At 69.4% G+C, this 24,585-nt stretch carries 21 protein-coding genes, 8 pseudogenes and 1 riboswitch; of the genes and pseudogenes, 19 read left to right on the top strand and 10 right to left on the bottom strand.

Features of this window, described 5'->3' with window-relative positions:
• Positions 1 to 201: 201 nt before the first annotated feature.
• The 6 genes and pseudogenes from OG524_RS31875 to OG524_RS31850 all read right to left on the bottom strand — a co-directional run bounded on the left by OG524_RS31875 (position 202) and on the right by OG524_RS31850 (position 5,941).
• The gene (locus OG524_RS31875) at positions 202 to 612 is read right to left on the bottom strand and encodes a hypothetical protein (protein WP_405812142.1); all 411 of its coding nucleotides are present in this window, start codon (positions 610 to 612) and stop codon (positions 202 to 204) included.
• A gap of 51 nt (positions 613 to 663) precedes the next feature.
• Positions 664 to 774, bottom strand: a riboswitch (SAM riboswitch).
• Positions 775 to 979: 205 nt separating this feature from the next.
• Positions 980 to 2,206, bottom strand: coding sequence for a cytochrome P450 (locus tag OG524_RS31870; protein WP_405387105.1), 1,227 nt, complete (start codon positions 2,204 to 2,206; stop codon positions 980 to 982).
• Complete coding sequence (locus tag OG524_RS31865; protein WP_405812141.1) at positions 2,203 to 3,486, bottom strand: cytochrome P450; 1,284 nt, start codon at positions 3,484 to 3,486, stop codon at positions 2,203 to 2,205. The genes OG524_RS31870 and OG524_RS31865 overlap by 4 nt, the downstream gene beginning before the upstream one ends.
• Positions 3,487 to 4,306: 820 nt before the next feature.
• A pseudogene (locus OG524_RS31860) lies at positions 4,307 to 4,850 on the bottom strand (ergot alkaloid biosynthesis protein); the annotation flags it as partial.
• Between the two features lie 88 nt (positions 4,851 to 4,938).
• Entirely contained in the window at positions 4,939 to 5,490 is a 552-nt protein-coding gene (locus OG524_RS31855; RefSeq protein ID WP_405387107.1) for a DUF6234 family protein, read from the bottom strand.
• A gap of 259 nt (positions 5,491 to 5,749) precedes the next feature.
• Positions 5,750 to 5,941, bottom strand: a complete 192-nt coding sequence (locus OG524_RS31850) for a hypothetical protein (RefSeq protein ID WP_405812140.1) — start codon at positions 5,939 to 5,941, stop codon at positions 5,750 to 5,752.
• Positions 5,942 to 6,241: 300 nt separating this feature from the next.
• Here OG524_RS31850 and OG524_RS31845 point away from each other — a divergent pair.
• A pseudogene (locus tag OG524_RS31845) lies at positions 6,242 to 6,830 on the top strand (type I restriction endonuclease subunit R); the annotation flags it as partial.
• Between the two features lie 69 nt (positions 6,831 to 6,899).
• Here OG524_RS31845 and OG524_RS31840 read toward each other — a convergent pair.
• Positions 6,900 to 7,157, bottom strand: a complete 258-nt coding sequence (locus OG524_RS31840) for a DUF397 domain-containing protein (protein WP_405387108.1) — start codon at positions 7,155 to 7,157, stop codon at positions 6,900 to 6,902.
• A pseudogene (locus OG524_RS31835) lies at positions 7,154 to 8,033 on the bottom strand (helix-turn-helix domain-containing protein). The gene OG524_RS31840 and the pseudogene OG524_RS31835 overlap by 4 nt, the downstream one beginning before the upstream one ends.
• A gap of 449 nt (positions 8,034 to 8,482) precedes the next feature.
• Between OG524_RS31835 and OG524_RS31830 the strand changes: the two are divergent.
• The 14 genes and pseudogenes from OG524_RS31830 (at position 8,483) to OG524_RS31765 (ending at position 20,151) form a co-directional block, all read left to right on the top strand.
• Complete coding sequence (locus OG524_RS31830) at positions 8,483 to 8,842, top strand: helix-turn-helix domain-containing protein (protein ID WP_405393037.1); 360 nt, start codon at positions 8,483 to 8,485, stop codon at positions 8,840 to 8,842.
• 76 nt (positions 8,843 to 8,918) lie between these two features.
• Entirely contained in the window at positions 8,919 to 9,329 is a 411-nt protein-coding gene (locus tag OG524_RS31825) for a VOC family protein (RefSeq protein ID WP_405812139.1), read from the top strand.
• A 152-nt stretch (positions 9,330 to 9,481) separates the two neighbouring features.
• Positions 9,482 to 9,952, top strand: coding sequence for an ATP-binding protein (locus OG524_RS31820; protein ID WP_405812138.1), 471 nt, complete (start codon positions 9,482 to 9,484; stop codon positions 9,950 to 9,952).
• Positions 9,953 to 10,153: 201 nt separating this feature from the next.
• Entirely contained in the window at positions 10,154 to 10,648 is a 495-nt protein-coding gene (locus OG524_RS31815; RefSeq protein WP_405812525.1) for an SseB family protein, read from the top strand.
• A complete protein-coding gene (locus tag OG524_RS31810) occupies positions 10,645 to 11,292 on the top strand; it encodes a hypothetical protein (protein WP_405812137.1) in 648 nt (215 codons plus the stop codon). Before OG524_RS31815 ends, OG524_RS31810 begins: the two co-directional genes overlap by 4 nt.
• Positions 11,292 to 11,993, top strand: a pseudogene (locus tag OG524_RS31805) (putative T7SS-secreted protein); the annotation flags it as partial. The gene OG524_RS31810 and the pseudogene OG524_RS31805, both read left to right, overlap by 1 nt.
• Positions 11,994 to 12,529: 536 nt before the next feature.
• Positions 12,530 to 12,658 (top strand): annotated as a pseudogene (locus OG524_RS31800) (DUF6531 domain-containing protein); the annotation flags it as partial.
• A 1,347-nt stretch (positions 12,659 to 14,005) separates the two neighbouring features.
• A pseudogene (locus OG524_RS31795) lies at positions 14,006 to 15,246 on the top strand (RHS repeat-associated core domain-containing protein); the annotation flags it as partial.
• A 259-nt stretch (positions 15,247 to 15,505) separates the two neighbouring features.
• Positions 15,506 to 15,670, top strand: coding sequence for a hypothetical protein (locus OG524_RS31790; protein ID WP_405812136.1), 165 nt, complete (start codon positions 15,506 to 15,508; stop codon positions 15,668 to 15,670).
• Positions 15,660 to 15,989: a hypothetical protein gene (locus OG524_RS31785; protein ID WP_405387113.1), complete on the top strand. Its 330-nt coding sequence runs from the start codon at positions 15,660 to 15,662 to the stop codon at positions 15,987 to 15,989. The genes OG524_RS31790 and OG524_RS31785 overlap by 11 nt, the downstream gene beginning before the upstream one ends.
• A gap of 697 nt (positions 15,990 to 16,686) precedes the next feature.
• Positions 16,687 to 17,796, top strand: a pseudogene (locus OG524_RS31780) (serine/threonine-protein kinase); the annotation flags it as partial.
• A gap of 173 nt (positions 17,797 to 17,969) precedes the next feature.
• Positions 17,970 to 18,482, top strand: a complete 513-nt coding sequence (locus tag OG524_RS31775; RefSeq protein WP_405812135.1) for a hypothetical protein — start codon at positions 17,970 to 17,972, stop codon at positions 18,480 to 18,482.
• A 94-nt stretch (positions 18,483 to 18,576) separates the two neighbouring features.
• On the top strand, positions 18,577 to 19,455 hold the full coding sequence (locus OG524_RS31770) for a septum formation family protein (protein ID WP_405812134.1): 879 nt from the start codon (positions 18,577 to 18,579) through the stop codon (positions 19,453 to 19,455).
• A gap of 150 nt (positions 19,456 to 19,605) precedes the next feature.
• The gene (locus OG524_RS31765) at positions 19,606 to 20,151 is read left to right on the top strand and encodes a hypothetical protein (RefSeq protein ID WP_405387116.1); all 546 of its coding nucleotides are present in this window, start codon (positions 19,606 to 19,608) and stop codon (positions 20,149 to 20,151) included.
• A gap of 22 nt (positions 20,152 to 20,173) precedes the next feature.
• Here the strand turns inward: OG524_RS31765 and OG524_RS31760 are convergent, their stop codons facing one another.
• On the bottom strand, positions 20,174 to 21,187 hold the full coding sequence (locus tag OG524_RS31760; RefSeq protein WP_405387117.1) for an alpha/beta fold hydrolase: 1,014 nt from the start codon (positions 21,185 to 21,187) through the stop codon (positions 20,174 to 20,176).
• A 310-nt stretch (positions 21,188 to 21,497) separates the two neighbouring features.
• On the opposite strand from OG524_RS31760, the gene OG524_RS31755 reads away from it, so the two are divergent.
• The 3 genes and pseudogenes from OG524_RS31755 to OG524_RS31745 all read left to right on the top strand — a co-directional run.
• Positions 21,498 to 22,595: an ATP-grasp domain-containing protein gene (locus OG524_RS31755; protein ID WP_405387118.1), complete on the top strand. Its 1,098-nt coding sequence runs from the start codon at positions 21,498 to 21,500 to the stop codon at positions 22,593 to 22,595.
• 114 nt (positions 22,596 to 22,709) lie between these two features.
• Positions 22,710 to 23,186, top strand: coding sequence for a hypothetical protein (locus OG524_RS31750; RefSeq protein ID WP_405387119.1), 477 nt, complete (start codon positions 22,710 to 22,712; stop codon positions 23,184 to 23,186).
• A 125-nt stretch (positions 23,187 to 23,311) separates the two neighbouring features.
• Positions 23,312 to 23,545 (top strand): annotated as a pseudogene (locus tag OG524_RS31745) (phosphotransferase); the annotation flags it as partial.
• A gap of 47 nt (positions 23,546 to 23,592) precedes the next feature.
• Here the strand turns inward: OG524_RS31745 and OG524_RS31740 are convergent.
• Positions 23,593 to 23,817 (bottom strand): hypothetical protein, encoded by a 225-nt coding sequence (locus OG524_RS31740; RefSeq protein WP_405387120.1) that lies wholly within the window; start codon positions 23,815 to 23,817, stop codon positions 23,593 to 23,595.
• Positions 23,818 to 24,072: 255 nt separating this feature from the next.
• Between OG524_RS31740 and OG524_RS31735 the strand changes: the two genes are divergently transcribed.
• Positions 24,073 to 24,555, top strand: coding sequence for a GtrA family protein (locus OG524_RS31735; RefSeq protein ID WP_405812133.1), 483 nt, complete (start codon positions 24,073 to 24,075; stop codon positions 24,553 to 24,555).
• Positions 24,556 to 24,585 lie beyond the last annotated feature (30 nt).

Raw genomic sequence — 24,585 nt, 5'->3', positions numbered from 1 at the left:
GCCATCCCCATGTGTTCGATATACCGAATGACGCTCGGCACTTCGGACGGGACCGTAGAATCGAACGCGTCTTGCGTCAACGGATCGCGCAGGGATTCGCCGGATACCGGTGTCACGTCCGACATCACGAACAGCGGTGACTCCAGGCGCGGTTGACCGGTCGGGCGCGACGGGAGCGTCGCGTCCGACCGATCACGCCCGCTAGAGCCCGTAGGTGAAGTCCCCGCGGGCGGTGCGCTGCGGGCCGGGCGCCGTGGTCGCGCACAGTGCGCCGCCCTCGGTGCCGACGTTCACCAGCCCGGTGGCTTCGCCGTCGAGGCCCACGAACCGCAGCGCGTGCCAGCGCGGCAGCCAGAAGACCCTGCCCCGGTGACGGGCGAGCAACTCCCGTAGATCGGCGGGGGCGTGCATCCAGACCTCGGGCAGATCGCCCGCGTGGTCGAAGGCGGCGCGCAGTGCGAGCCAGCCGTCGTCCCGCACGTCGCTGGAGGTCAGCAGCAGCTCGACGGCCTGGCCGGGCTCCTGCGCGCACTTCTTGGCGTGGATCCAGTGCACGTGGTGGCCGGGGGCGTACCGCGTGCAGCCGTCGTGGTGAATGAAGTGGGGGAGCATGGGCCGTCGCCCGCCTTCCGGGGTCGTGGACCCCGGGGGCCCGTCCCCGGTGGTCCGCTGTTCCCCGCGCGGTGCCGCGCGGAGCGGGTCGTCACCCGGAGCACCCGCAGCGGAGCGGGGTGCCGTCCAGCGAGCCGGGGCTTACCACTGGAACTCATGACCCACGGAAAGCGTAACAGGAGCCGAGAGGCCGTCAGGATGCCCGCACCGCCCCGGCGCACGCCCCGTCCTGGCCCGGCGCACGCCCCCTGCGTGCCCCGCACACCCCGGCGCACGCACCACCCGTTCCGCCCCCGCACGCTCCCCGGCCCGGGCGCCCTCGTCCCGGACGGCACCCGCACGTTCCCGGCCCCGACAGCCCGCGACCTCAGCCGTGCAGCAGCACGGGAAACGCCTCCATGTCGTTCTGCGTCATCACGGGCAGCTTGCGGATCTCCTCGTCCGGTACGGCGAGTTTCAGCTCCGGGAAGCGGCCGAACAGCGCGGGCAGTGCGATGCCCGCCTCCACCCGGGACAGGGCGGCGCCGGGGCAGATGTGCGGCCCGTGACCGAACGTCATGTGCCGGATGGGCGTCGGGCGGGTGATGTCGAAGGCGTCGGCGTCCTCGCCGTGCTGCGCGGTATCGCGCCCGATGGCCCGGTAGGAGATCACCACGCCCTCCCCCTTGGCTATCACCTGCTCACCGACCTGGATGTCCTCCGTGGCGAACCGCATCAGCAGATGCGTGGTGGGGGTGTCCCAGCGCAGCGTCTCCTCGACCACCGTGTCCCAGGGGATCTCCCCGTCCAGTACCTTCCGCAGCTGGTCGGGGTGGGCGAGCAGCGCCCGTACGGCGTTGAGTATGAGCCCGATCGTGGTCTCGTGCCCGGCCGCCACCATGGCCTTGAGGTTGCCGACGACCTCCTCCTCGGTGAGCGGTTCGCCGCCCTCCTCCGCGAGGATCAACGCACTGGTGAGGTCGTCGGTGGTGCGGGCCTTCTTCTCCCGTACGAGCTCCGCGTAGAAGACGTCCAGTTCCGCGATGAGCGCCATGCGCTCCTCCTGCGGGGTGAGCATGGAGAAGAACGCCTTGTAGCGCTTCGTCAGCATCGGGTGCTGTGCCTCGTCCACCCCCATCAGCAGGCCCACCACCCGCATCGGCAGCGGCTGCGCGAACACCGTCTTGAGGTCGACGACGCCGTCCTTGCCCTGCTCGGCGAGTGCGTCCAGCAGCTCCTCGGTGAACTTCTCGATGGCCGGGCGGATCGCCTCCAGCCTGCGCGGGGTGAGCGCCTGGGAGGTCTTCGTCCGCAGCCGGCGGTGCTCCTCGCCGTCCACGGTGAACATGGAGCGCCCCGCGTCGATCATGCCGATCAGTGGCCAGGCGTGCGTGACCTCGCCGCTCTGCCACAGCCCCCACGCATCCAGGTCCTTCACCAGCCGTGTGTCGACGAGGAGTTGACGTGCCTCCGCGTGCCGGGTGACGGTCCAGGCGGGCACCCCGAGGAGTTCGATGCGGGCCAGCGGGGCGCCGCCCCTGGTCAGCTGCTCGGTCTCACCGTCGAGGTCCTGGACCAGCGGGTCGACGACCACGGTCGCGTGCGGGCAGTTCACAGCAGGTCTCCTGTCGTGCGTACGGGAGCGAACCGGACGGGCAGCGCGTTCATCCCGCGCAGGAAGGCGGAGGGCCGCCGCACGAGTTCCTGGGGCGGTACGGCGAGCTGGAGGTCGGGCAGCCGGTCGAGGATGACCTCGATCCCGGTGCGGGCGATGGTCTCGGCGATCACCTGCGCGGGGAAGGGGCAGCGGTACTCGCCGTGGCTGAAGGCGAGGTGCGCCGCGTTGCTGCCGTGCGCCGCGGCGCCGGGGCCCAGCTCCTGGCGTATCAGGGGGTCGGTGTTGGCCGCGCCCAGACCCAGCAGGAGCATGTCCCCGGCCTTGATCGTCCGGCCGCCGAGCTGTGTGTCACGGACCGCCCAGCGGCCGGCCAGGATCTGGGTGGGGCTCTCCTCCCACAGGACCTCGTTCATCGCGTCGCCGATGCTGCGCCGGCCGCCGGCGAGCGAGTCGGCGAACTGGTCCTCGGTGAGCATCAGACGCAGCGAGTTGCCGATCCAGTCGGCGGTGGTGAGGTGGCCCGCCGCCGTGATCGCCATCAGGTCGAGCGCGTACTCCTCGTCCGTGAAGGGCGCGGGATCCGCGAGCATCCGCGAGGTGACGTCGTCCCCGGGCTCGGCCCGCTTGGCCGCCACGAGCCGCCGCATGTGCTCGCCGAACCGCCCGTACGCCTCCTGCGCCCCGGGTCCTCCGTCGGCCAGGTCCTTCAGGACCCGGGCGATGTCCGCGCCCTCCGCGTCGGGGAAGCCGACGAGCCGGGCGAGGACGAGCACGGGCAGCGGTTCGGCGAATTCGGCGACGAGGTCGGCCGTACCCCGGCCGCACATGTCGTCGACGAGCCGGTCGGCGAGCTGCTCGCAGTGCTCCCGGATCTCGAACGGGTCCGCGCCCTCCAGCGCGGGCACCACCATCTCGGAGTGCCGCCGGTGCTCGGCGCCCGCGGTGAAGTAGATGGACGGCATGGGCCGCCCCACCATGGGGAGCAGCGGCCAGTCCTCGGGGATGTGCTCCCACTGGTTCCACAGCCCGACGTCCCGCGGGAACAGCTCACCGTCACTGGTGACCTGATGGAGCTCCCGGTAGCCGACGACCAGCCAGGCCGGAAAGCCGCCGGGGAGCTCGACGGGGACCACGGGCCCGTACGCGTGGCGCATCGTCCGGTACAGACCCTGCGGGTCGGTGTGGAAGTCCGGTCCGCCGAGCGGTACGGGAGCGGTGGCGGCGTGCGCGGGGCAGCTGCCGGACGCGGGCGCGGTGGATAAGAAGGGGCTCGTCATCGTGCGGACTCCTGGCAGACGGCTTCGCGCGTTGCGGCCATACGATCAACGCGCGACCACTATAAGGAGGTTCAGTGAAGCATTGGGTTACTGTCGCGCCCATTTCCCGACTGTTCACGATCACATAGCTATGGCGTGGATCACGGGAACCCCGCGTCCGGTCCGGGGAGACAGCTGGTGCGAGGTGCGACGGACAGGACGATCGTGAGCGCATGCGTGAACGGATCAGGGCGGGCGACCGCGAGGCGCTCGCCGCGCTCTACGAGGAGTACGCGCGTTCGGCCGCCGGGCTGTCGGACGGCGCGGGTTCCGGCGGTTCGGGGGGTTCGTGCGGTGCGGGTGACACGCTCGCCGTCGTCACCGACGCCGAGGGCGTGGCCGATTCGGTGGCGGCGGAACTCCGGGCCTCCGACGCCGACCCCGGTCCAGGCCCACGACCGGCAGCCCCGGCCACAGAGCGCTGGGCACGGGAGGCTCCTCGGGCGGATCGCAGGCCTTCCAGTCGTCGCGTCGTTGTGAGGGCAAGGACGAGGTCACGCCCGAAATGGCCCCTTATGCCTGCCCGCCCCCTCACGACGACCGGCCGTTCCCCGTCAGGGCTTCCCGGACCACCAGCGCCCCTACGCGTGGCAGACCGAACAGGCCCAGCAACCCCTCGGCGACCTTGAGGAAGCGCTGTTACGCGGCGGCGGCGAACCCCCTACTTCCTCGGCTCCTTGGTGCTCGTCAATGACAGCCGCTCCGCCGAGGCCGACGTCACCGACGGTCAGCAGAGGCTGACGACCCCGACCATCCTGCTGACCGTCATACGCGATCTGGCTCAGCAGCCCGATGTGGTGACCGACCTGGTGGCGCGGTTCTCGGCACCCTCGGCGATGGACCGGTCCATGTCGGCCAGCATCGCGGCGAATTCGCCGGGGATGCCTGCCGCGGTCAGGCGGTCGCGCATCTGCTCGTACGTGAGCTGCCGGTGCTCCACGGGCCTCCGGACACCTGCGCCAGGACGGAGGCGACTTCGCTGTAACTCAGCGCCTCGGGACCGGTGATCACCAGATCCGTATCTGGCGCCACGGGGCCGGTGAGGGCCCGTACGGCGACCCCCGCGATGTCGTCGGCGTCGACGAAACCGACCTTGCCGTCACCGGTCGCGCTCGACACGACGTCCGACTCCCGGATGCTCTCGGCGTGCAGATGCCCGCCGGTGAAGTTGTGCATGAACCAGAGGGCCGCAGCACGGCCCACTCGCCGAACAGGCCGTCGGCCAGCAGCGCGTGCACCCGCCCGACCCCGGGTCCGCCTACGGGAATGGCCGAGGAGCTGAGAAGGACGACGCGCCGCACCCCGGCCGCACGGGCCTGCCCCAGGCCCTGCGAGAACAGCGTGGGGCCCCGTAGATATCGAGTCCGGCTCCAGCGATACAAGTCCCCATGACACCGCCGGACTACCGGTTCCTCAACGCCCGCTGTCCGCGCATTCGTCGCTGTCGCCGCCGCTGCGGCACTGATGCCCCGTGGAGCCACGGTCGTTCGGCGGCGGCGCGTTGTCCGGATCCTGCGGAGCGCACGGCACACCGGCCCGCGTCGGGCAGGGCGGCAGCGGCGCCGGGTGGGCGCGCTCGTGCTCGTCCAGTCCCGCGGCTACGGTGGCTATCAACAGGGCAGCTCCGAGCAGCAGTTGGAACGCCCCGGCGAACGGGTGCCTAGAGCGCAGGAAGAACACGGCGACCAGGACCACGCCCAGCGTGAACCCGCCGAGCCAGAAGACCGGCACCCAGTCCATCGGGGGCGGCCCGCTGTCCGAGGAAGCGTTGGCGTTCCCGCTCGCCGACCGCGCCCAGCCCCGCATCCCCAGCGTCAGGACCATGAGGAAGGCGAAGGCGATCTCGATCAGGACGACGATCAGGGTAAGACACCCGCCCTCGAGCCCGTGCCCCTTGGGCACGGTGTCACGCCCGCCCTGGTGCGTAACCCCTGGCAGGGACGGGGGGCCGGATGCGGGCTCCATGGTCATGACCGTACTTTGGTACGGAACCACGCACTCCACACCACCGTCCCCAAGCCGAGACCCATTCGTTGCGGGACAAAATGTGGGAGTCGCTGGTCCATCACCTCGGCCGTCGCGCGCGCCACCGTGTCCTCCCGGAGTTCGAGGAGCACCTGGGGCAGTTGACGGAGCTCGGCAAGCAGGCAGCCTCCCTTGTCCGGGAGGGCCGGCGGGGCCTTCCGGCCCCCGCCATCCGAAGAGAATCCGCCGCCGACTCCTGTCATCCCGCCTTCTTCCGCTCCTGACAGCGGGTGGACTTGAAGACCTCGCCCTTGTGGACGGTGACCCGACCGCTGGCGTCCAGGTTGCCGTTGGCCATGATCGCGTCGAACTCGCCGCTGGCGTTGCTCGCCCGCTCCCAGTAGCACCCGAAGCTTCGTCGGTGCTCAGCGCGTTCGCCGGGTATACCCAAGGCGTCGTGTGGTGGACGGCGATCCCGAGGCCGGCGAGTACGGCGGGGGCGGTGCGGGCGGTGCGCGAGACGAAGTGGGAGCTGTGCTCGGCGATGAGCCGGGCGAGCAACGGTACGACGCGTCCCTCGACCTGGCCGACGTCAGTACCGGCGGGCAGCTCGTCCTTCTGGACGGTCTCCGCAGACCGGGAGAGCCCGTTGCGTCCGTAGATCGCCGTGATGATCCAGGGCCCGGAGAGCGGAGAGGGTGATCACCTCGGGTCACTCTTGCCGACCTGCCGCTTGCTGGCGTTGACGGCCGCCGATCTCAACGACTACGTACGCAAGTATGGCTTCCTCGCCCAGATCGCCCCGTACCGCGCCCCGAGCTGGAGCGCCTCCACCTCTACGGCCGCTACTTCTCAACCGGCTTCCGCGCCGCGCAGACGGTGGCGTCGACATAGGCGAGATCGGCCTCAGTCACCTGCGCGTGGAGAAGACGGGCGAGTACGACGTCTCCCTCAACCCCGAGGGCTCGGCCGAACTCCCGGGCTTCGGTGACGGGTCCGGCGGCGCGGCGGAGGCGGAGAAGTCGCTGCTGTCGGAGCTGATCGAGTCGTTCAACGCCAAGTTCGGCACGGACTTCTCCGAGGAAGACGTCCGCAAGCCGTTCAACAGGACGACGGAAGACCCCAAGGTCCGGGCGGCGGCCGTCGTCAACGACGAGGCCAACTTCGGCAAGGTCTTCGACCGGGCCTTCGCCGACAGCATGGCCGATCCTATCGAGGCGACCCCCGGCATAGGACGCCAGTACTTCGGTCCCGACAAGAGCTTCCCGTCCAACCTGGACCGCAGCGCGCGTCGGGCGGCGTGGCGGATGATCCGCCACGAGGAGAACGTGGACGAGTAGTCCTCGGACGGACGGGGCCCGGCGCAGTGCCGGTTCGGCGTTGTGGCGGGCCCCTCATGCGTACGTTGCTCAGCCAGCGACGAGCCCTACGAACCCTGCCCACGCGCCTGGTCCAACGGTCAGCACGGGGCCGCTGGCCTGCTTCGAGTCCCGGATGTGTACGTGGGTGGCTGCGGCCGCAAACTCCACGCAGTCTCCGCCTTCAGCCCCGCTGTAACTGCTCTTACGCCAGGCGACCTCGACGCACTCGCCACCGCCGCCGCTGCTGTAACTGCTCTTGAACCAAGCACCCTCCGGAACGACAGGTTCGGTGGTGTGTGCGCTCATGACTCCCCAATCAGCTTCACGATCAACGCTGACGACTCTGCAGGCGTCAGCGCCTGCGATCGGAGAATGCCATAGCGGGCTTCGAGCTCGCGAACCTTTCCGGTGCCGGTGTAGAGGCGACTGTCATCCTGGACCTCTGTGTACGCAACGCGCTGCCCCTTGTCAGTATCGATCAGCGTGAACGGCCCTCCAAGGCCCGCACTGTCCTCGCGATCAGTGGGCATGACCTGCACCTCCACATTGCGCAACTGGGCGGCCACCAGCACTTGTTCCAGGGTGTTTCGCATCACCTGTTTTCCGCCGATCGGCCTGCGGAGAACGGCTTCTTCGATCACAAAGCTCAGCAAGGGGGCTGGGGTGCGCTTGAAGATGTCCTGCCGGACCATCCGTGCTTCCAACCGTTGCTCGATCACGTCGTCCTCAAGCAGCGGGCGCTGCATCTGGAAGACAGCCCGCGCGTAATCCTCCGTCTGGAGTAACCCCGACACGGCACTCACCGCGTACACGCTCATGGCAGCCGCACGTGACTCCAGCCGCGCCATGTCCCGGAAGAACGCCGGGTACTGCGACCGCGCCAGCTCCTCCTTCAACGCCACCAGCAGCCCCCCCGGCCTCCAGCACCCGGTCCGCCTTGTCGACGAACTCCGGCTGCGGGATGCGCCGCCCCTGCTCGAACGAGGCCACCGACTGTGCCGCGTACCCCACCCGCTTGCCGAACTCCACCCGGTCCAGCCCCGCCCGGACCCGCAGCAGCTTCAACTGCCGTCCGAACGCGACCGCCACCCCGTTCTCCGCCTTGCCCTCCGACTGGCCGCCCGAAGAGGGCTCCCTGTCCTCCCCCGTACCCACGCCCGCATCCATCTCGTCCTGCGCCATCCGCCACCGCCTGTCCCCGTGCGCACACGCGCCACGTCCGTCGCGCCCAACCGTCACACACCAGACAGCACTTCACTGCTCAACCACCAGGGCTGCATCATCCACGTCCGCGGCCCCCGGACCGCAGCGCCCGCCTAACCCGTCCTACTCGGGCACCGTAAGCACCGGCTCATTCGCCTGCACAGGGTTCGCAGGTAGATCCCTCCAAAGAGTGGATACGGACAGGCCGACGCCCAACCACCCCGCCACCCCTGGATCACATAGCCTCTGCAGTGGCGCACCGAGCGGCCGTCTCGGCATCCGTCAGCGGCGAGGCCCGGCTCGCACGGCAGTAGAGGAAGACGCTCATACCCTGAGCGTACTGAGCAGGTATGACAGAGCCGCCCGGCAACGGACGGCTGTGGTGGGATGGTGCCGTGAGCCGCACCGCCGAAGAGACCAACCGCCGCATGCTCCGGGCACGGGACGCGATGGACCGTGCGTACGCGCAGCCGCTGGATGTGCCGGCCCTGGCCCGGATCGCCCACGTCTCCCCGGCGCACTTCGCCCGTACGTTCCGCGCCACCTTCGGCGAGACACCGCACCGCTATCTGCAGCGGCGCCGCGTCGAGCGGGCGATGTTCCTGCTGCGGGAGACCAGCCGCAGTGTCACGGACATCTGTTACGAGGTCGGCTTCGGCAGCACCGGAACCTTCAGCCGCACGTTCAGCGGCATCGTCGGCCGGTCACCGCGGGCATATCGCAAGGAGACGGCAGCCATGAACGTACCCACGTGCTTCGCGAAGGCGTGGACGAGGCCGAGTGCCTGAACCGCCTCCGAACCCCCTCCACGACCGAGCAGCTTTGGATAAGTTTTCGCCGGCCCTGCCGACTAGCGTGATGCACATGTTCAACGCGATCACACACTCACAGATCTACGTCCTCGACCAGGACGAGGCCCTCGACTTCTACGTCGGCAAGCTGGGCCTGGAGGTCAACGCCGACGTCGACATGGGCTTCATGCGCTGGCTCACCGTCAACATCCCCGGGCAACCCGACCGCCAGGTCCTGCTGGAGAAGCCGGGTCCCCCTGCGATGTCCGAGGAAACGGCCGAACAGGTCCGCGAACTGCTGACGAAGGGCGCGCTGGGCAGCGCGCTCATCCTCACCACGGACGACTGCCGCAAGACGTACGAGACGCTGCTGGCGCAGGGCGTGGAGTTCACGGACGAGCCGACGGAGCGCCCGTACGGAATCGACTGCGGCCTGCGCGACCCCTTCGGCAACCACCTCCGCTTCACCCAGCCGAAGGGTTGAGAACCGGGAGCAGGGGCAGGGCGGGGGCACCCAAATGGGTCGCCGTCGGCCTGCCCCTCCTGCGTACAGGCCCTGCGCACGCCACGTACACCCACGTCGCGACAGCGCGTCACCCCTGGTCACGTTCAGCCGCGATGCGTCAGCGTTGCGGCATGACCAGCCAGCAGCCACCCCTCCCCGTGCGCAGCGCCCGCACCGCTCGCACCCGTTTCGCCTGGCACCACTTCGCGATGCGTTTCAGTTCCACCCCACGCGGCGCCCGCCTCGCCCGGCACCTGGCCGGCGAACGCCTCGACGCCTGGGGGGTCCCGTACGGGAGCGACGCCCACGATGCGCTGACGCTGACCGTCGCCGAGCTCAGCAGCAACGCCGTACGCCACGGTCACGTATCCGGCCGTGACTTCCGCCTCCGGCTCACCGCCGAAGGGGCGGCGATTCGTGTCGAGGTCACCGACACCCGAGGCGAACGTCTCCCCGCCGTCACCGAATCTGCGGCCTCGGCCGACCAGGACGGGGGCCGCGGGCTGCTCCTGGTCGCCGCCCTCACCGACCGCTGGGGCTGGTATCCGTGCGCGGACGGGCCGGGCAAGACGGTCTGGGCGGTGCTGGAAGTCTCCCCATAGTCCGTGCCACGCCCCTCACAGGCCCCGCCTACACCTCCGGCGGGTCATGCTGCATCAGGTGACGAGCCGATGTCTTCGGCATGGGGAGGTCGGGGAGAACGAGTAGTCGTCGACGGGCTTTGTGCCCAATGCGGCGAATTTCCAGCCAGCAGCCAATAGCTACGTTGCACTCGGAAATTTGTGCGTGTGATGGTCCTGCGCATGACTACGGGTGGGGATGGGATACCGGAGCAGCAGCAGAGGCCCTCGCGGCTGGCGGACCTGGCGGATCTTTCGAGTCTGCCACCGGAGCGGGTTCCCGCTGCAACGCCGATCGAGGCGGGGGAAGACCGGCTGCGTACGGCTCGCAGGGAGCTTGCTGTGTTGCTGGGTGAGTTCCGGCGTACGGCGGTGTTGGTTCCGCTGGATGGCAACGGGGATCTGTGGTCTGCGGAGCAGAATGGTGTGCGCTGGATCTGTGCGTTCTCGGACGAGGAGGCGCTGTCCCGGTTTGCGCGGGCTCGTGGGGACGCCGAGCGGGAGTGGGTATACCAGACGGTCTTGGGTGCGCGGTTGTTGGATGTGATGGTGCCGTTGCTGCCGGGGCCGGCGGGGGTGGCGCTGGATGCGGGGAGTGAGGACGGCGGGATGTTGTTCCCGCCGGTGGCGGGGATTGTGCCGGATGTGGTTGCGGTGGATCTCGGGGGGATGCGGTGAGTGGGAAGGGTGCTGACCTTCAGGCGCCGGCTGTGGCGTTGGCCGCGATCGCGAAGGGGATCGATCTGGCGCACGCGGAGTTGAAGGAGCTCGGGTTCATCGGCCAGGCGTCGACGGGGCGGGGTTTCTCGGACCTTGCTCTTTCGGGGCTGGAGCTGGGGCACGGCGGGCTGACGTCGGAGTTCGAGACGTTCTGCGACCGCTGGGAGTGGGGTGTGCGGGCCCTGACGCAGAAGGGGAACGGATTCGCGCTCGGGGTCGGGTTGTCGGCGGGTTCCTTTGCGGAGCAGGAGCAGTACATCAAGGACTCGTTCAAGGTCGGTGTGAACTCCCTGAACGGGAATCCGCATCTGTCCGAGGACGAGGTCAAGACGATGAGCTGGGACACGATCAGCAAGCAGACGGCGTACGACGATCCGGACTGGGGCTGGGAGTCGATGACCGAGGCTCATGGTGAGGTGAAGCAGACCTGGCAGGACACCGCTTACGACGCGGAGGATGCCGCGCTCGACTCCATGGAGCGCAACGGAGTGCTCGACCCGGAGGTCCGGGCGGCAGTGGATGAGCGGCTGAGGGAGCACCTCGACCCGTCGCAGGAGACGATCGATCAGGCTGAGCAGCCGCGGTGGGGGCAGGGCAACTGATGGTGGACTGGGGGAAGCTCGGCGGGGACCTTTACGACGGGGCCGGCAATCTGGTCGACAAGGGCAAGGAAATCGTCGGCACGGGGATCGACAAGGGCACCGATGTGCTCGGCTCCGGGTTGGAGAAGGTGGGTGCCGACCAGTGGGCGGACGCGGTCGAGGACTGGGGGGACGAGACCGCTTCCTCGCTGGGTGCGGAGGTCGGCGAGCAGCAGCTCGGGCAGACCGAGGAAGCGGACGAGCTGATCCACGGCAGGCCGGAGAAGATCGCCGCTGCGGTGAAGAACCTCCGGGATTTCCAGCGCGCGTTCGATCTCGTCGGTGGCGGGATGAAGAGGCTCGACTCGGGTCACTGGAAGGGTGTGGCCGCCGACACTTTCCGGGAGAAGTTCCAGACCCTGCCCACCGACTGGCTGCGGGCGGCGGATGCGTTCGAGGATGCCGCTGCGGCGCTGGAGACGTATGCCGGGACGGTCACGAGCGCGCAGGCCAAGGCCGGTGAGGCGATCGCCCTCTACAAGGAGGGCAAGCAGGACCGCGTGACGGCTGCTGCCGCGTTCAAGGAGAAGGCGGAGGCGTACAACGCCGTCCGCAACACCGACCATCCGCTCCCGCATCCTGGGGAGTTCTCCGATCCGGGCTTGGTCAAGCGCCGGCATGCGCAGGAGATCCTGGAGCGCGCCCGGCGGGCACGCAACGAGGCCGCCGAAGCGGCCAAGGGCGCGATCACCGCGGCGATGGCGCACGCCCCGAAGGAACCCACCGGTCTGGACCGGGCGAAGCAGGAGTTCTACGACTACGGGGTCGGGCAGAGCATCGAGCTGGCCCACGTCGGTGGCAGTGTCATCAAGGGCACCGCGGGGCTGCTGAATTTCGTCCGCTCGGTGTACCCACTGGACCCGTACAACCTGACGCACCCGGCCGAGTACTACAAGGGCGTCAACACCACGCTCGCGGGCCTCGTCTCCACCGCTGCCAACCCCGACCGGGCACTCAAGAACGCCTGGGACGCCGCCAAGGGCGACCCCTCCGAATTCATCGGGCGGCTGCTCCCCGAACTGGTCGGCACCAAGGGCGGTGGCTTGCTCAAGGGCGGTCTGCGGGCAGGAATGAGGACTTGGCCGACAGTCCGACGGGCAAGAGCCGGAACGGACACGAGAAGAATCCCGACTCCAATGCCAGGAAGTGCAGCGAGGTCAAGTGCGCCGGGGACCCCGTGGACGTCGCGACCGGTCGCATGCTGCTCCCGCAGACGGACATCGTGCTGCCGGGATCACTGCCCCTCGTCTTCGAGCGCGTCTTCGACTCCTCGTACCGGGCGGGCCGTTGGTTCGGCACCGGCTGGTCGAGCACGGTCGACCAGCGCCTGGAGATCGACGCGGAAGGCGTGGTCTTCAGCTGCAACGAGGGAAGCCTGCTCGCTTACCCGCACCCGGCACCTGGCGCCCCCGTCATGCCCACGCACGGCCGGCGTTGGCCCCTGGACCGGGTGAACGACGGCTATACCATTACGGATCCGGACACCGGCCAGGTCCGGCACTTCGCCGACCGACCCACCGGGGACCTGGCGCTCCTGGCCCAGATCGACGACCGCAACGGCCGCTGGATCGCCTTCGAGTACGACGAAACGGGCGCTCCGACGTCAATCGTGGACCACGGCGGCTACCACCTGAAACTCACCACGCACGAAGGCAGAGTCACCGCCCTGCACCTGGCAGGCGCTGCACCGGACGGCACCGACCAGGAGATCCTCCGCTACGGCTACACCGACAGCCACCTCACCGAAGTCACCAACTCCTCAGCCAAGCCCCTGCGCTTCGACTGCGACGAGCTGGGCCGCATCACCGCGTGGACGGACACCAACGGCAGCCGGTACGAGTACGTCTACGACGAACATGACCGCTGCGTCTACCAGACCGGCGGCAACGGGCACCTCGAAGCCCACTTCACCTGGGACGACACCGACCCCGACACCAGCTTGCGCATGACCTCCGTCACCGACGGTCTCGGTCACGCGAAGCGCTTCGTGATCAACAAACGCTCCCAGGTCGTGGCGGAGATCGACGCCCTCGGCGCGGTCACCCGCTTCGAATACGACCGTTACCACCGCCTGCTGTCCCACACCGACCCGCTCGGCCACAACACCCGGTTCACACATGACGAGCATGGGCGACTGGCTGAGGTGGAGCGACCGGACGGACGCCGGTCATACGCCGAGTACAACAAACTGGGACTCCCCGTACGCATCGTCGGCACCGACGGCAACGTCACCCGACAGGCCTTCGACGATCACGGCAACCGCACCTCGATCACGGAACCCACCGGCGCCACGATCGGGTTCTCGTACGACGAGGCAGGCCACCTCGTCTCCATGGCCGACGTCCTCGGGCACACTTCGATCCTCACGCCCGACAAGGCCGGGCTTCCGGTCGCAGTCACCGACCCTTTCGGCGCGACCACTCGCTACGAGCGGGATGCCTTCGGCCGCCCAGTCTCGATCAGCGACGCTCGGGGGGCCGTCACCCGTCTCGAATGGACTGTCGAAGGCAAACTCGCCCGTCGCATCGAGGCCGACGCAAGCCAGGAGTCGTGGACCTACGACGGCGAGGGAAACTGCCTCACCCATACCAATGCCGTCGGCACGACCGTCAGGTTCGAGTACACCGACTTCGACATGCTGCTGGCACGCACAGAGCCGGACGGCGCCCGGTACGAATTCACGCACGACAGCAACCTCCGGCTCACCCGGGTCACCAACCCTCAACGCCTGACCTGGGACTACGGATACGATCCAGCCGGACAGCTGATATCCGAGACGGACTTCGACAACCGGACGCTCCGCTATGAGCGGGATGCTGCAGGTCGGCTCGCCGCACGCACCAGCGCCGCAGGCCAAACAACCTGCTATGAACGGGACGTGCTCGGCCGTGTCGTCCGCAAGAACGCCGCCGGTACCACCACGACCTTCGCGTACGCAGTCAACGAGGACGCAACCGTCACGCTTCTTCGGGACAGGTACGGCCGCCTTGTCTCCGAGACGGTCAACGGCCGCACCATGTCGTACACCTACGACGCCCTCGGCCGCCGTATCGGCCGCACCACCCCCACCGGCGCGGTCAGCACCTGGACCGACAACGCCGCCGGCCGCCGCACCTCCCTCACCACCTCCGGCCGCACCATCGCCTTCGAACATGACGCCGTCGGCCAGGGATGCCGAGGACCGGCTCACCGCAGTGACGACGCCGGACGGAGCGCGATGGCGGTACGAATACGACGCGTCAGGCCGACGTATAGCCAAGCTGCGCCTGTCGGAGGACGGTACGACGGTCATCGAGCGCAGCGACTTCACCTGGGACGGGCCGACACTGTGCGAGCAGACCACGGTCTCGGACGAGTCGCCTCATTGGGTCACCCTCACTTGGGACCACGACGGCCTGCGGCCGGTGGCCCAGACGGAACGCATCATGGCGGTGGTGGCGCAGGAGGCGGGGGATGGTCAGCATGGCGCTCAAGCGCGCCCCTTGAGGGGCCTGCACACCATGGTGAAAGCGGCCGGTACGGTTGAAGCGGCTGCAGCAGTCGGTGTGCCGAACGGGGGGCACGCAGCCCAGCACGAGATCGACTCCCGCTTCTTCGCCATTGTCACCGACCTCGTCGGCGCGCCCTGCGAACTCGTCGACGAGCAAGGCGGTATCGCCTGGCGCAGCCGCCGGACTCTGTGGGGCACCACCACATGGGCATCCGACAGCACCGCGTACACGCCACTGCGCTTCCCCGGCCAGTACTACGACCCTGAGACAGGGCTGCACTACAACTACTTCCGGCATTACGATCCGGAGACGGCCCGATACCTCACCCCGGACCCGCTCGGCCTCGTCCCGGCGCCGAACCCTTCGACGTATGTCCTTAATCCGCATACCTGGACCGACCCGCTCGGCCTGTCACCGTGCCCTCCGCATCTGTTCCGCGGAACCACCACAGGTTTCGAGGGCAGCCCCGGTGTGCAGCGGCACGGCATCACACCAACCTCGTCCGACCCCGGCGTCGCCAGCGTGTTCGCGACGCAGGCGAGCGGTTCGGCGACGCCATCGTCGAGATCTATCCGCGCGGCGCGCTGGACGGGGTCCCAGTCCACCAGGGGTACATCGCGCGGGAGGCCGAATGGCCGGTCGAGCTGAGTCCGGCGGAACTGTCGTCCCGCACATCCGTGCAGGTGCCATCGGCGGTAGCCCGGGAGATCCTCTCCGAGATGGGCATCCACGTGCCACGCAAGATCGGCAACGGGGACATCGATCCGCTCCTTGAATACGATGTTCCCAAGCTCACCCCCGAGCAGATCGCACACTTCGTCGAGGACGCACACCGACGTGCTGGATAACGTGCCTGAGAAGGCAGCCCTGAGCATCGAATCCATCGAGTCCGTGACGCCGGGCGTTACCGACGCGGCGGACGGCGTGGCCGTGTGCGTGGTCCGCTGCATTGAGGGGACGGCACTGCTGGGCATGGTGTTCCAGCACTCGGGTTCCGCAGTCGGCCCGGGCGCGGCCACGCCAAGGTTCTTGCTGACCGCCATTGAGTGGTACGGCAAGCAGGTCGAGCAACTGGACACCGTTCACTCCGGCAAGGTCACGCTCACGGGAGCCGGAGCGGGGACGCTGGCCAAGCGCGATGTCCTGAACTCGGCACCGCGGCACTGAATGACCCCGTCGGGCTGGCCGTCGAAGACCTCACCCTCCTGGGGCCGGCAGGGCGGTCACCGGCCCGCTCGCGGGGCTGCAACCACTGCTCATGCCAATCCAGACCGGGGTCGGCCACTCACCCCACATCATCCGGGGCATGGTACGCACAGGCCCGTGTCGGCCTGGGCTGAGGACAGGTCGGTCAACAGCGCATACCAGCGACTCAAAGGTTTCACGGCTTGGTCGCAACACACGCCGCCGCAGCGGGGTTGTCCGCCCCAGCCGCCCAGGAGTTGCTGCGTCAAGCCGAGGTGTCCCTGGCCCCCGTGTCTTTCACCCACCACCCCCGGGGCCTCGGATGGATGCCACGCGCCCACGGGTCGATGCCCTGGCCCAGAGGCTCCGCTCCGGTGCGGTCACAATGAGTCCTTCCCAGTAACGAATCATGACGTTGCGTGACCATTCAGATGATGCGGTTGTACTCGAGCTGGACGATCTCGACGGATGCGGGAAGCTCAGGCTGCGAGGACTTCACGCCGGGATCAATTCCAGGGGTAGTCCTGACCGGAAACGTTCGGCGCCGGACCCCCGAACGTGCCCTCACCGGACCAGGCGTGTCTCCAGCGGGGAGACTTGCCCGACCTACGCCGGACGGCCCTGCGCACGTTCCGGCCGGCCGGCCGGTCCAGCACGCACGCGCACACATGGGGGCAAGGTGCCACAGCAGCCGATCGCCGGGCGGTACGAGCTCCTGGAGGAGCTCAACAGCGGCGGCATGGGGGATGTGTGGCGCGGGTACGACGCCGTGCTGGACCGGCCCGTCGCCGTGAAGGTGGTCCGGCATCAGGCTGTTGCCGGGTCGCCGCAGCCGACGGAGGAGTTCGCCAAGCGCTTCAAACGCGAGGCCCGCATCACCGCGCGCATCCAGCACCCCGGAGTGCCGCAGGTGTACGACGCGGCGCTCGACGACACGGACTCCACGTACGAGCGGCTGTCCCTCGTCATGGAGCTGGTCGACGGGCTGCCGCTGTCCGCGAACATCCATCCGGAACGCCCCTCCCGGTCAGCTGGGCCGTGGCTGTGGCGGCGCAGGTCGCGACCGTGCTGTCGTACGCACACGAGGTGCCGGTGATCCACCGCGATCTCAAGCCGTCCGACAACCTGGTCGCGCGGGACGGCACCGTGAAGGTCCTCGACTTCGGGATCGCGGCCATCCTGCGCACGGACGTCACCAAACTGACCGCGACCGGCAGCCCCATCGGTACGTACCAGTACATGGCGCCGGAGCAGGTACGGGGCGGGCGAACGAGTCCGCAGACCGATCTGTACGCGCTCGGCTGCGTGCTGCACGAACTGCTCAGCGGACAGCCGCTGTTCACGGCCGACAGCGAGTACCTGGTGATGTATCAGCACGTGAACGCAGCACCCACCCCGCTGCGCGTGCTGCGGCCCGACGTTCCGGCCGCTCTGGAGGACCTCGTCCTGCACCTGCTGCTCAAGGCACCGGAGGCACGGCCCGTCGACGTGCAGGAGGTGTACGAACGACTGCGGCCGTTCCTGCCGCCACCCGGCGAGAGGCCCGGACCCGGTGAGGCGGGGCCGGAGGGAGCACCGGACCCGACAGCGCTCTTCCGCCGTCCGTACGCACCCCGCGCCCGCGCCGGTGCGGTGCGGCCCGTGCCCACGGCGGTCGGTCCGGACGCGGCACCGCCCGTTCCCGTGCCCGAACAGCTGCGTGAGGAGATCGCGGAGGCGCACGCGCACTCCGACGCGCCGCTGGGACGAGGAGCGGTTCGCCCAGGCCGCCGAGGTGCTGGGCGAGATCACCGCACGTCCTGGACCTCGCCCAGGAACCGGCCGCTCTGCTGTCCGCGGTAGGTGGTCTGGCACGCCGGCCGGCGAACACGGAGGCCCCCGCCGCCCCCCGCACCTCTCCCGAGTAATGTCCGCTTGTTCGAAACAGGTCCCGGACCAGGGGCCGTGGGCGGGAGGGGTGTCATGAGTGGTGCGGGGTCGGTCGACGGTACGTGGAGGCTGGGCGTCGAGGAGCGTGGGGTGCTCGCGGGGCGGTGGTGGAAGTGGGCGCTGGCCGCGCCCGAGGACCGCAGTCCGGTGAGGGACACGACGGGTGAGCATGCCGGGTGGGGGCAGCCGGACGATCTCTGGTTCCTGGCCGGTACCTACGGGGGCCGGGTGGTGCGGCGCTGTGTGATTCCGTCGGACCGGCGGTTGTTCTTCCCGGTGCTCAACATGCAGCACGACAGGTCGTATTCGAGGGTCCCCCGGTCCCTGACGGTGGCCGAGGCCACGGCGTCGCTCAACGGCATGCCGTTGCCGTTGCAGGAGTTCTCCGCGCCGTTCAGGACGGGGTTGACCCAGCGTTACGCATGGGGTGTCTGGGGTGGCATCGAGCCGCTGGCTCCCGGCCAGTACGTCCTGGAGATCAGGGGCAGGGCCACGAACGGCTTCTGGGTCGACACGACGTACCACCTGGAGTCGAAGACCCTCTGATCCACTCCGTACGCCCGCGCGCACAGGGCAGTCACAGAAGTGCCTTACGATACGCACACTTGTTCGTACTTTTCTGTTTGAGGATGCATACGTCATGTCTCTGGGTGCCACGTCCCGTTCCCTGCGCGGTATTTCCGTTGCCGTCGCCCTTCTCGCGGTCGGTGCGGCGGGATGCGCCGATGTCGTCGACAGCGCCAAGGACGGCGCCAAGAAGGTCGTCCGCCAGCGCTCGGTGTTCTCCCTCGCCCCCGGCGACTGCTACAACCCGAACAGCGGGGCGACCGAGACCGAGGAGTTCGCGATCGAGGTCGTGCCGTGCGCGGAGCCTCACGAGGGGCAGGTCGTCGGTGAGTTCGAGATCGACGACGAGAAGGCCTTCCCGGGAGACGACGCGGTCGCGGTGATCGCCGACGAGCGGTGCCCGGTCGAGGCACAGAAGTTCGCCCCCGACACCTGGGCGCTGCCCGCCGGGGTGGACGTCTTCTACTACCACCCCACCAAGGAGAGCTGGGCGACGGGCGACCGGGCCGTGAGCTGCGCCTACACGAAGGAGTCGGGCAAGCTGTCCGGCTCGCTGAAGAGCGACGCCCTGAACCCCGACCAGCTCGCATACCTCAAGGGTTCGACCGCCGTCTACGACGCCCTGTGGGCGAACCAGCCCGAGGGGGACCAGATCGAGGACGACCTCCCCGGATACAAGCTGCAGGCCAAGGCTGTCGCCACCGCGCTCGACGCCCATGTCCAGGCCCTGGGGGACATCGAGCAGCCCGAGACCGGGAAGCTTCGCACACAGTTGGAGAAGGCCGCGGGTGAGTGGACGAAGGCCGCGTCGGCGGGCGACACCGACACCTTCTACCTGGCGTACGACGCCGCCTTCACCGGCATCGACCCCAACAAGTCGGTAGCCGCCCGCAAGGAGCTGAAGCTCGCCACGACCGTCCCGGCCGACGAGGCCGAGGTCTGGGCCGGCTGACCCACTCCCCGCCATGAGCCGGACCCCACGAGGCCGGAACCTACGAGGCCGGAACCAGGTGCGCCGTCCGCACCCGGTTCCGGCCTCACCTCGCGGTGCACCCGCACGGTGTACGCCACTTCGGATCTCGCGGAAGAGGGGAGGACCAGGATGACGGACAGGACCACGGCCGAGTGGTGGGAGCTCCTGCCGGCCGGTATCCGTCAGCAGGCCGACGGTTACGTCCTCCAGGACGCTTTCCTGGCGGCCGTCCGCGTCGTCTTCCACGCCGGCCGTGCTGACGGACTCGGTCTCGTCGAAGCCCAATCGGTCGTCCACGGCCGGTACGTCCATCACGGCGACAGGGTCGCCCGCACCCCCGACAGCCCGCTCGACCTGGAGTCCCTGACCGCCGTGGCGAAAGGTACGCGGGGGCGGGTCGTGGCGATCGAGGCCGTCTGGGACGGCGACACCGTCCACGACTGGTTCGTCAACCTGCTGGCCGTCACCGCCGACCCGCCGGGCGAGAACCGACTGGCCACCGTTCACCGGAGCGCGGCCGTACGGCACCTCGGTGGCGAGGACTGCGGCCCGCTCCACCCGTCCGCGGTGGCCGCCGGCAGGGCGGGCAGGGCGCTGGCCGTCCGGCTCTCCGTACCGTTCCACTTCGCGGGCCCGCACACCCCGGACGACGAAGCGCCGCGCTTCCGGCTCTGAACTCCGATGGGGCCGGGGCCCTTCACGTGGCGCTCCGTTCGCTCGCCTCGCGCAGGTCGCGGTCCACCGCGCGGTCGTACGCCGGGTCCGGTGCGCCCTCCGGGCTGCCCGGCCGGCCGGTGCGCAGGAGTGCGCGCCAGCGTTCCTGGCTCCAGTCGGCGGGGGCCGTGGTCCGCATGAAGTCCTCGACCAGTCCCAGGAACCGGACGGGGTCGAAGTGGTACGGGAAGTGTCCCGCGCCCTCGAAGATCTCCAGGCGGCTGCCGGGCATGGCCGCGTGGGCACCGTACGCGTGGTGCACGGGCACCACGCTGTCGCGTGAGCCCCACAGCAGGAGCGTGGGCATGCCCTGGGTCAGGTAGCAACGGTCCAGCATCGTGACCACCTGGCCCCGCCAGTCGACGACCGCCCGCAGGGTGCTGATGAACGCGCTGCGGGAGGTCGCGTCGGGGAGGGCGTCCACGAGGTCGACGAGTTCGTCCGCGTCCTGGCCCAGATCGGTGTCGAGCGCCTTGATCAGGCGGGTGAAGAGGCCGACCTGGCGGCGCATCCCGGGCAGGCGCAGCGTGGACAGCATCAGGTCGGCGCCCGGCAGGGACACGGCGCGCAGGACGGGGTTGACCTCGCGTCCCACGCCGCCCGCGCTCACCAGGATCAGCCGGTCGGTGCGCTCGGGGTACTGGTACGCGAACTGCATGGCGACACCGCCGCCGAGCGAATGGCCGACCAGGGTGGCGCGTTCGATGCCCAGGACGCCCAGCAGGTCCCGGATGCCGTTGGCGTAGGCGGCCACGGAGTAGTCGGCCCGGGGTTTGTCCGAGGCTCCGTGTCCGAGGAGGTCCGGGGCGATCACCGTGTGGTGGCGGGCGAGGCCGGGGATGAGGTCCGCCCAGGTCGCGGAGGAGTCGCCGATGCCGTGGATGAGGAGGATCACGGGGCCTTTCCCCGCCATCCGGTAGGCCCTGCGGTATCCGTGGATCACCCGGTGCCGCAGTTCCGCCGCCTGCTCGCCCCCGTGCCGTGGTGCGCCGGTCACACGATCGCCCCCTGCTCACGGTCCGTCGTTCCGGGTGGTTGTCGCTGCGAGGATTCCTGGGTGAGCGTAGAAAGCTTCCGCGTACAGGCGGTTTCCGCGGGGTTTCGGGCGGTGCCCGGATGGGATCCCGGGGTGGGGCGAGGGCATGCCGCTCATTCCGTAACACGCACGTAGCAGTGGGGGGTCGCGCGCACCCTATGATCGCCCTAGCACATCCGCCGACTTTCTGCCGCGGTTTCGTGCGTCTCCCTCTCCCTGACCGGGTACGGCACCGCGCTGCTCTGCCCGCGAACCCTGGAAGGCGGCCTGAATGGTCTCTCCCGTACGTATCTGGCTCAACCGCACGTACGCGGAGAACGTCTTCTTCATCGATCAGCTCCGACATAATCCTGACGGCCGGCCGGTCGAGGTCCATGCCACGCACGGGGATCCCGACTCGCCCGTACTGGCTGCCGCCGACACCGCGGCGCCGGAGCCGGAGGGTCTGACCCCGGCCGCGTACGCCGAATTCGCCCTGGACCAGTGCGCCCGGCGCGGTATCGACGTGTTCGTGCCCGTCCTGCACCAGGCTGCGGTAGCCGCGCACCGTGAGGAGTTCGCGGAGCTCGGGACGACGCTGCTGGCCCCGCCCGTCGAGGCCTGCGCTCTCTTCCAGGACAAGGCGACGGCGTACGAGACGGTTTCGGCCGTGGGGGTATCGGTGCCACCGTGGTGGCGGGTGCGTACCGAGGACGAGCTGGTCGAGGCCGTGGACGCGATCGAGGCGAGTGGCGGCACGGCCTGTTTCAAGCCGGCGGCCGGTGCGGGCGGGGTCGGGTTCCGCATCATCACCCGGGCCCCGTTCTCCTTGTTCCACCTGGGTGGCTTCCCGAGCCCCTACGTACCGTTGGGTCTGGTCATCGAGGCGCTGCGGAGCGGCGAGGGCTCCGTCGACTGGCTCGTGATGCCGCGCCTGGACGAGCCGGAGGTCTCCGTCGACTGCCTGACCGGTCCGGACGGTGCGGTCAGGATGGCGGTGGGACGTACGAAGAACGGGCGGCGGCGCGGATTCACGCTGCGGCCGTCGCTGACCGAGCCCGCCCGCCTCATCGCCCGGACGTTCGGGCTGCACTGGCTGACGAACATCCAGTTCCGGATGTACGAGGGGCAGCCGGTCCTGATGGACGTCAACACCCGTCCGGCCGGTGGACTGCACCAGCTCTCCCAGTGCGGCATCAACGCACCGTGGGCGGCGGTGCGCCTGGCACTCGGCGACGACCCGGGCGATCAGACTCCTGACTTCCTGGGCGCGGACTACTCGGTCATAGCGGGACCGCGGGCGCTGCGGCCGACGGCGGTGCCGGTGCAGCGTCCGGAGGAGCCGGCTGCCGCCCGCCCTGCCCCTGAAGGGGTCGCCGCCGCGCTCTGAGGCGTGCGCGGGGTGGTCGTGCGGCAGGGTGGGCACCCTGTACATCGGCGTGCGGACGCCGTGCTGTAATGCGTGGCGAAGCCGCCGTGGTGGGTGGCTCGGGGGAACAGGGACATGATGGTTCGGACGGTGCACGTGGCCGGAGTTCTGCTGTCGGCTCTGCTGGTGTCGCTCGTCGGCAGCGACAGTGCCGGTGTCGCTGCCGAGGCGCGGATGACGGCTGCGGCCGGGGCCGCTCGGAATTACCAGCAGGCCATGCTGGAGAAGGACTGGAAGACCATCTGCGAGGCTCGGACGGAACTCCTGCGTGGTGGCAGCGTGGCCGATTGCCTGGACGGGACCGAGGGGCTCGGTCTCGATGACTACGGCCATCTCCGCATAAGTATCGGCAGCGTCTTCGAGGTTGAAGCCGCTGGTCCGCATCCTGCGGGCGTCGGCCTGCGGATATCGCTCCATGAGGTGGACATGCACTACGCCGTCCGAGTCGTTCCCGGTGACGGGAGTATCTGGCTCATCGACCAGTCGTTTGTCCTCGACACGAGCGTGGGTGCGGGCGTCGAGGACATCCGCGAGGGGCTGCAGGCCGGGTGACGGCGGGCACGGGGCCGTTCCGGGCCGACTGGCCGGCTGGTCGGCTGGTCGGCTGGCCGATTGTGCGGGTGCGGAAGCAGGCGCCCGGCCATGCCCGCGCGGCGACGCGCTCGCCGGTCCGCAACGACTTCGGCGGGCTCGGCATCGGCGATCCGGCCTGCGACCTGGCCATCGACTTCACCCTGATGTCGGCCAGGTGCCGGGCCGTCTTCCGCGCACGGCTCGGCGTCGACGACGCCACCTGGACCCGGGGCCGTGGCTGGGCCTTGACCACCGGTCTGAACGCCTACACCGCCTACGCCGCCGTCAACCCCCGTGTCGCCGCGCAGACCACTCGCCAGATCACCGAGGCCCTGATCGCTGACCGGCCCAGGGGGCTCAGGCCCACGTACGGAAGGCCGCGCCGTCAGTGCACGCGGCGCAGGCCGGCGACGAGGATCTCGACCGGTCGACGCGCGTCGTAACGGATGGCGGCACCGGCGCCCGCGCAGATGCCGCCGACGCCCCCGATGCCACGCACGAGCTCGCAGGCGTCCATGTCGGAGCGGATCTCCACCACCTCGGCCTCGGCGTCGAGCAGTTCGCTGCATACGGGGACGAGGCTGACCGGCCCAGGGGCGGACCCCGCCACGAAAGGCCACCGGGGAGGGGCCGTTCCCCATGGGCCGGATCGATTCCAAGTGAAACCCGAGCGGTCCGACGACCTGCGGACAAGGGCGTCTCAAGGCCCTTCGTGGAACCTGCGGGTGGAGCCATCCCCCAGGGGCCCCTGGGGGATATCCCCCACTGAAGTCGGGGCCTTACCGGATCGTTCGGGTGACGCGGAATCCCTACGTTGTGGGGTGGAATCGAAGAACCGTGCCGCACATCTCCCGGAGGATCCCCCGTGACCGCCCCGACGTACCGCCCGCCGCGCACCGCCCACCCGCTCATCGGGGCCTTCGTGCGCTTCGTGGTGTGCGGGGGCGGTGTCGGGCTCGCCTCCGGCGGTGTGCTCGTGCTGCTCAGCGAGCGGATACCGCTGGTCGTCGCCAACGCGCTGATCACCGTCGTCTCCACCGTGATCGCGACGGAGCTGCACAGCCGGATCTCCTTCCGGAGCGACCGCAGGGGGTGGCGGATCCACCTGCAGTCGGGGCTGACCGTCGCCGTGAGTTACGCGTTCACCACCGGCGCCCTGCTCATGCTGTACGCCGTACAGAACTCCCCCTCCATGGTGGTCGAGCAGACGGTGTACCTGTCGGCGTCGGCGGTGGCCGGGGTGGGGCGGTTCGTGTTGCTGCGGTTCGCGGTCTTCACCGGGCCGGCCGTCGTGCAGGCGGAGGGCGGCGCGGCCCTCGGCAAGTCGTCCGTGGTCATCGCCGCGTGAGCGCCCGTCGCTACGGGCGGGAGGCCGCCC

The organism is Streptomyces sp. NBC_01520, from assembly GCF_045040375.1.
Classification (GTDB): Bacteria; Actinomycetota; Actinomycetes; order Streptomycetales; family Streptomycetaceae; genus Streptomyces.
Note: the sequence above shows the minus strand (reverse complement) of the source record. Positions and strands in the feature narration are given on the sequence as shown.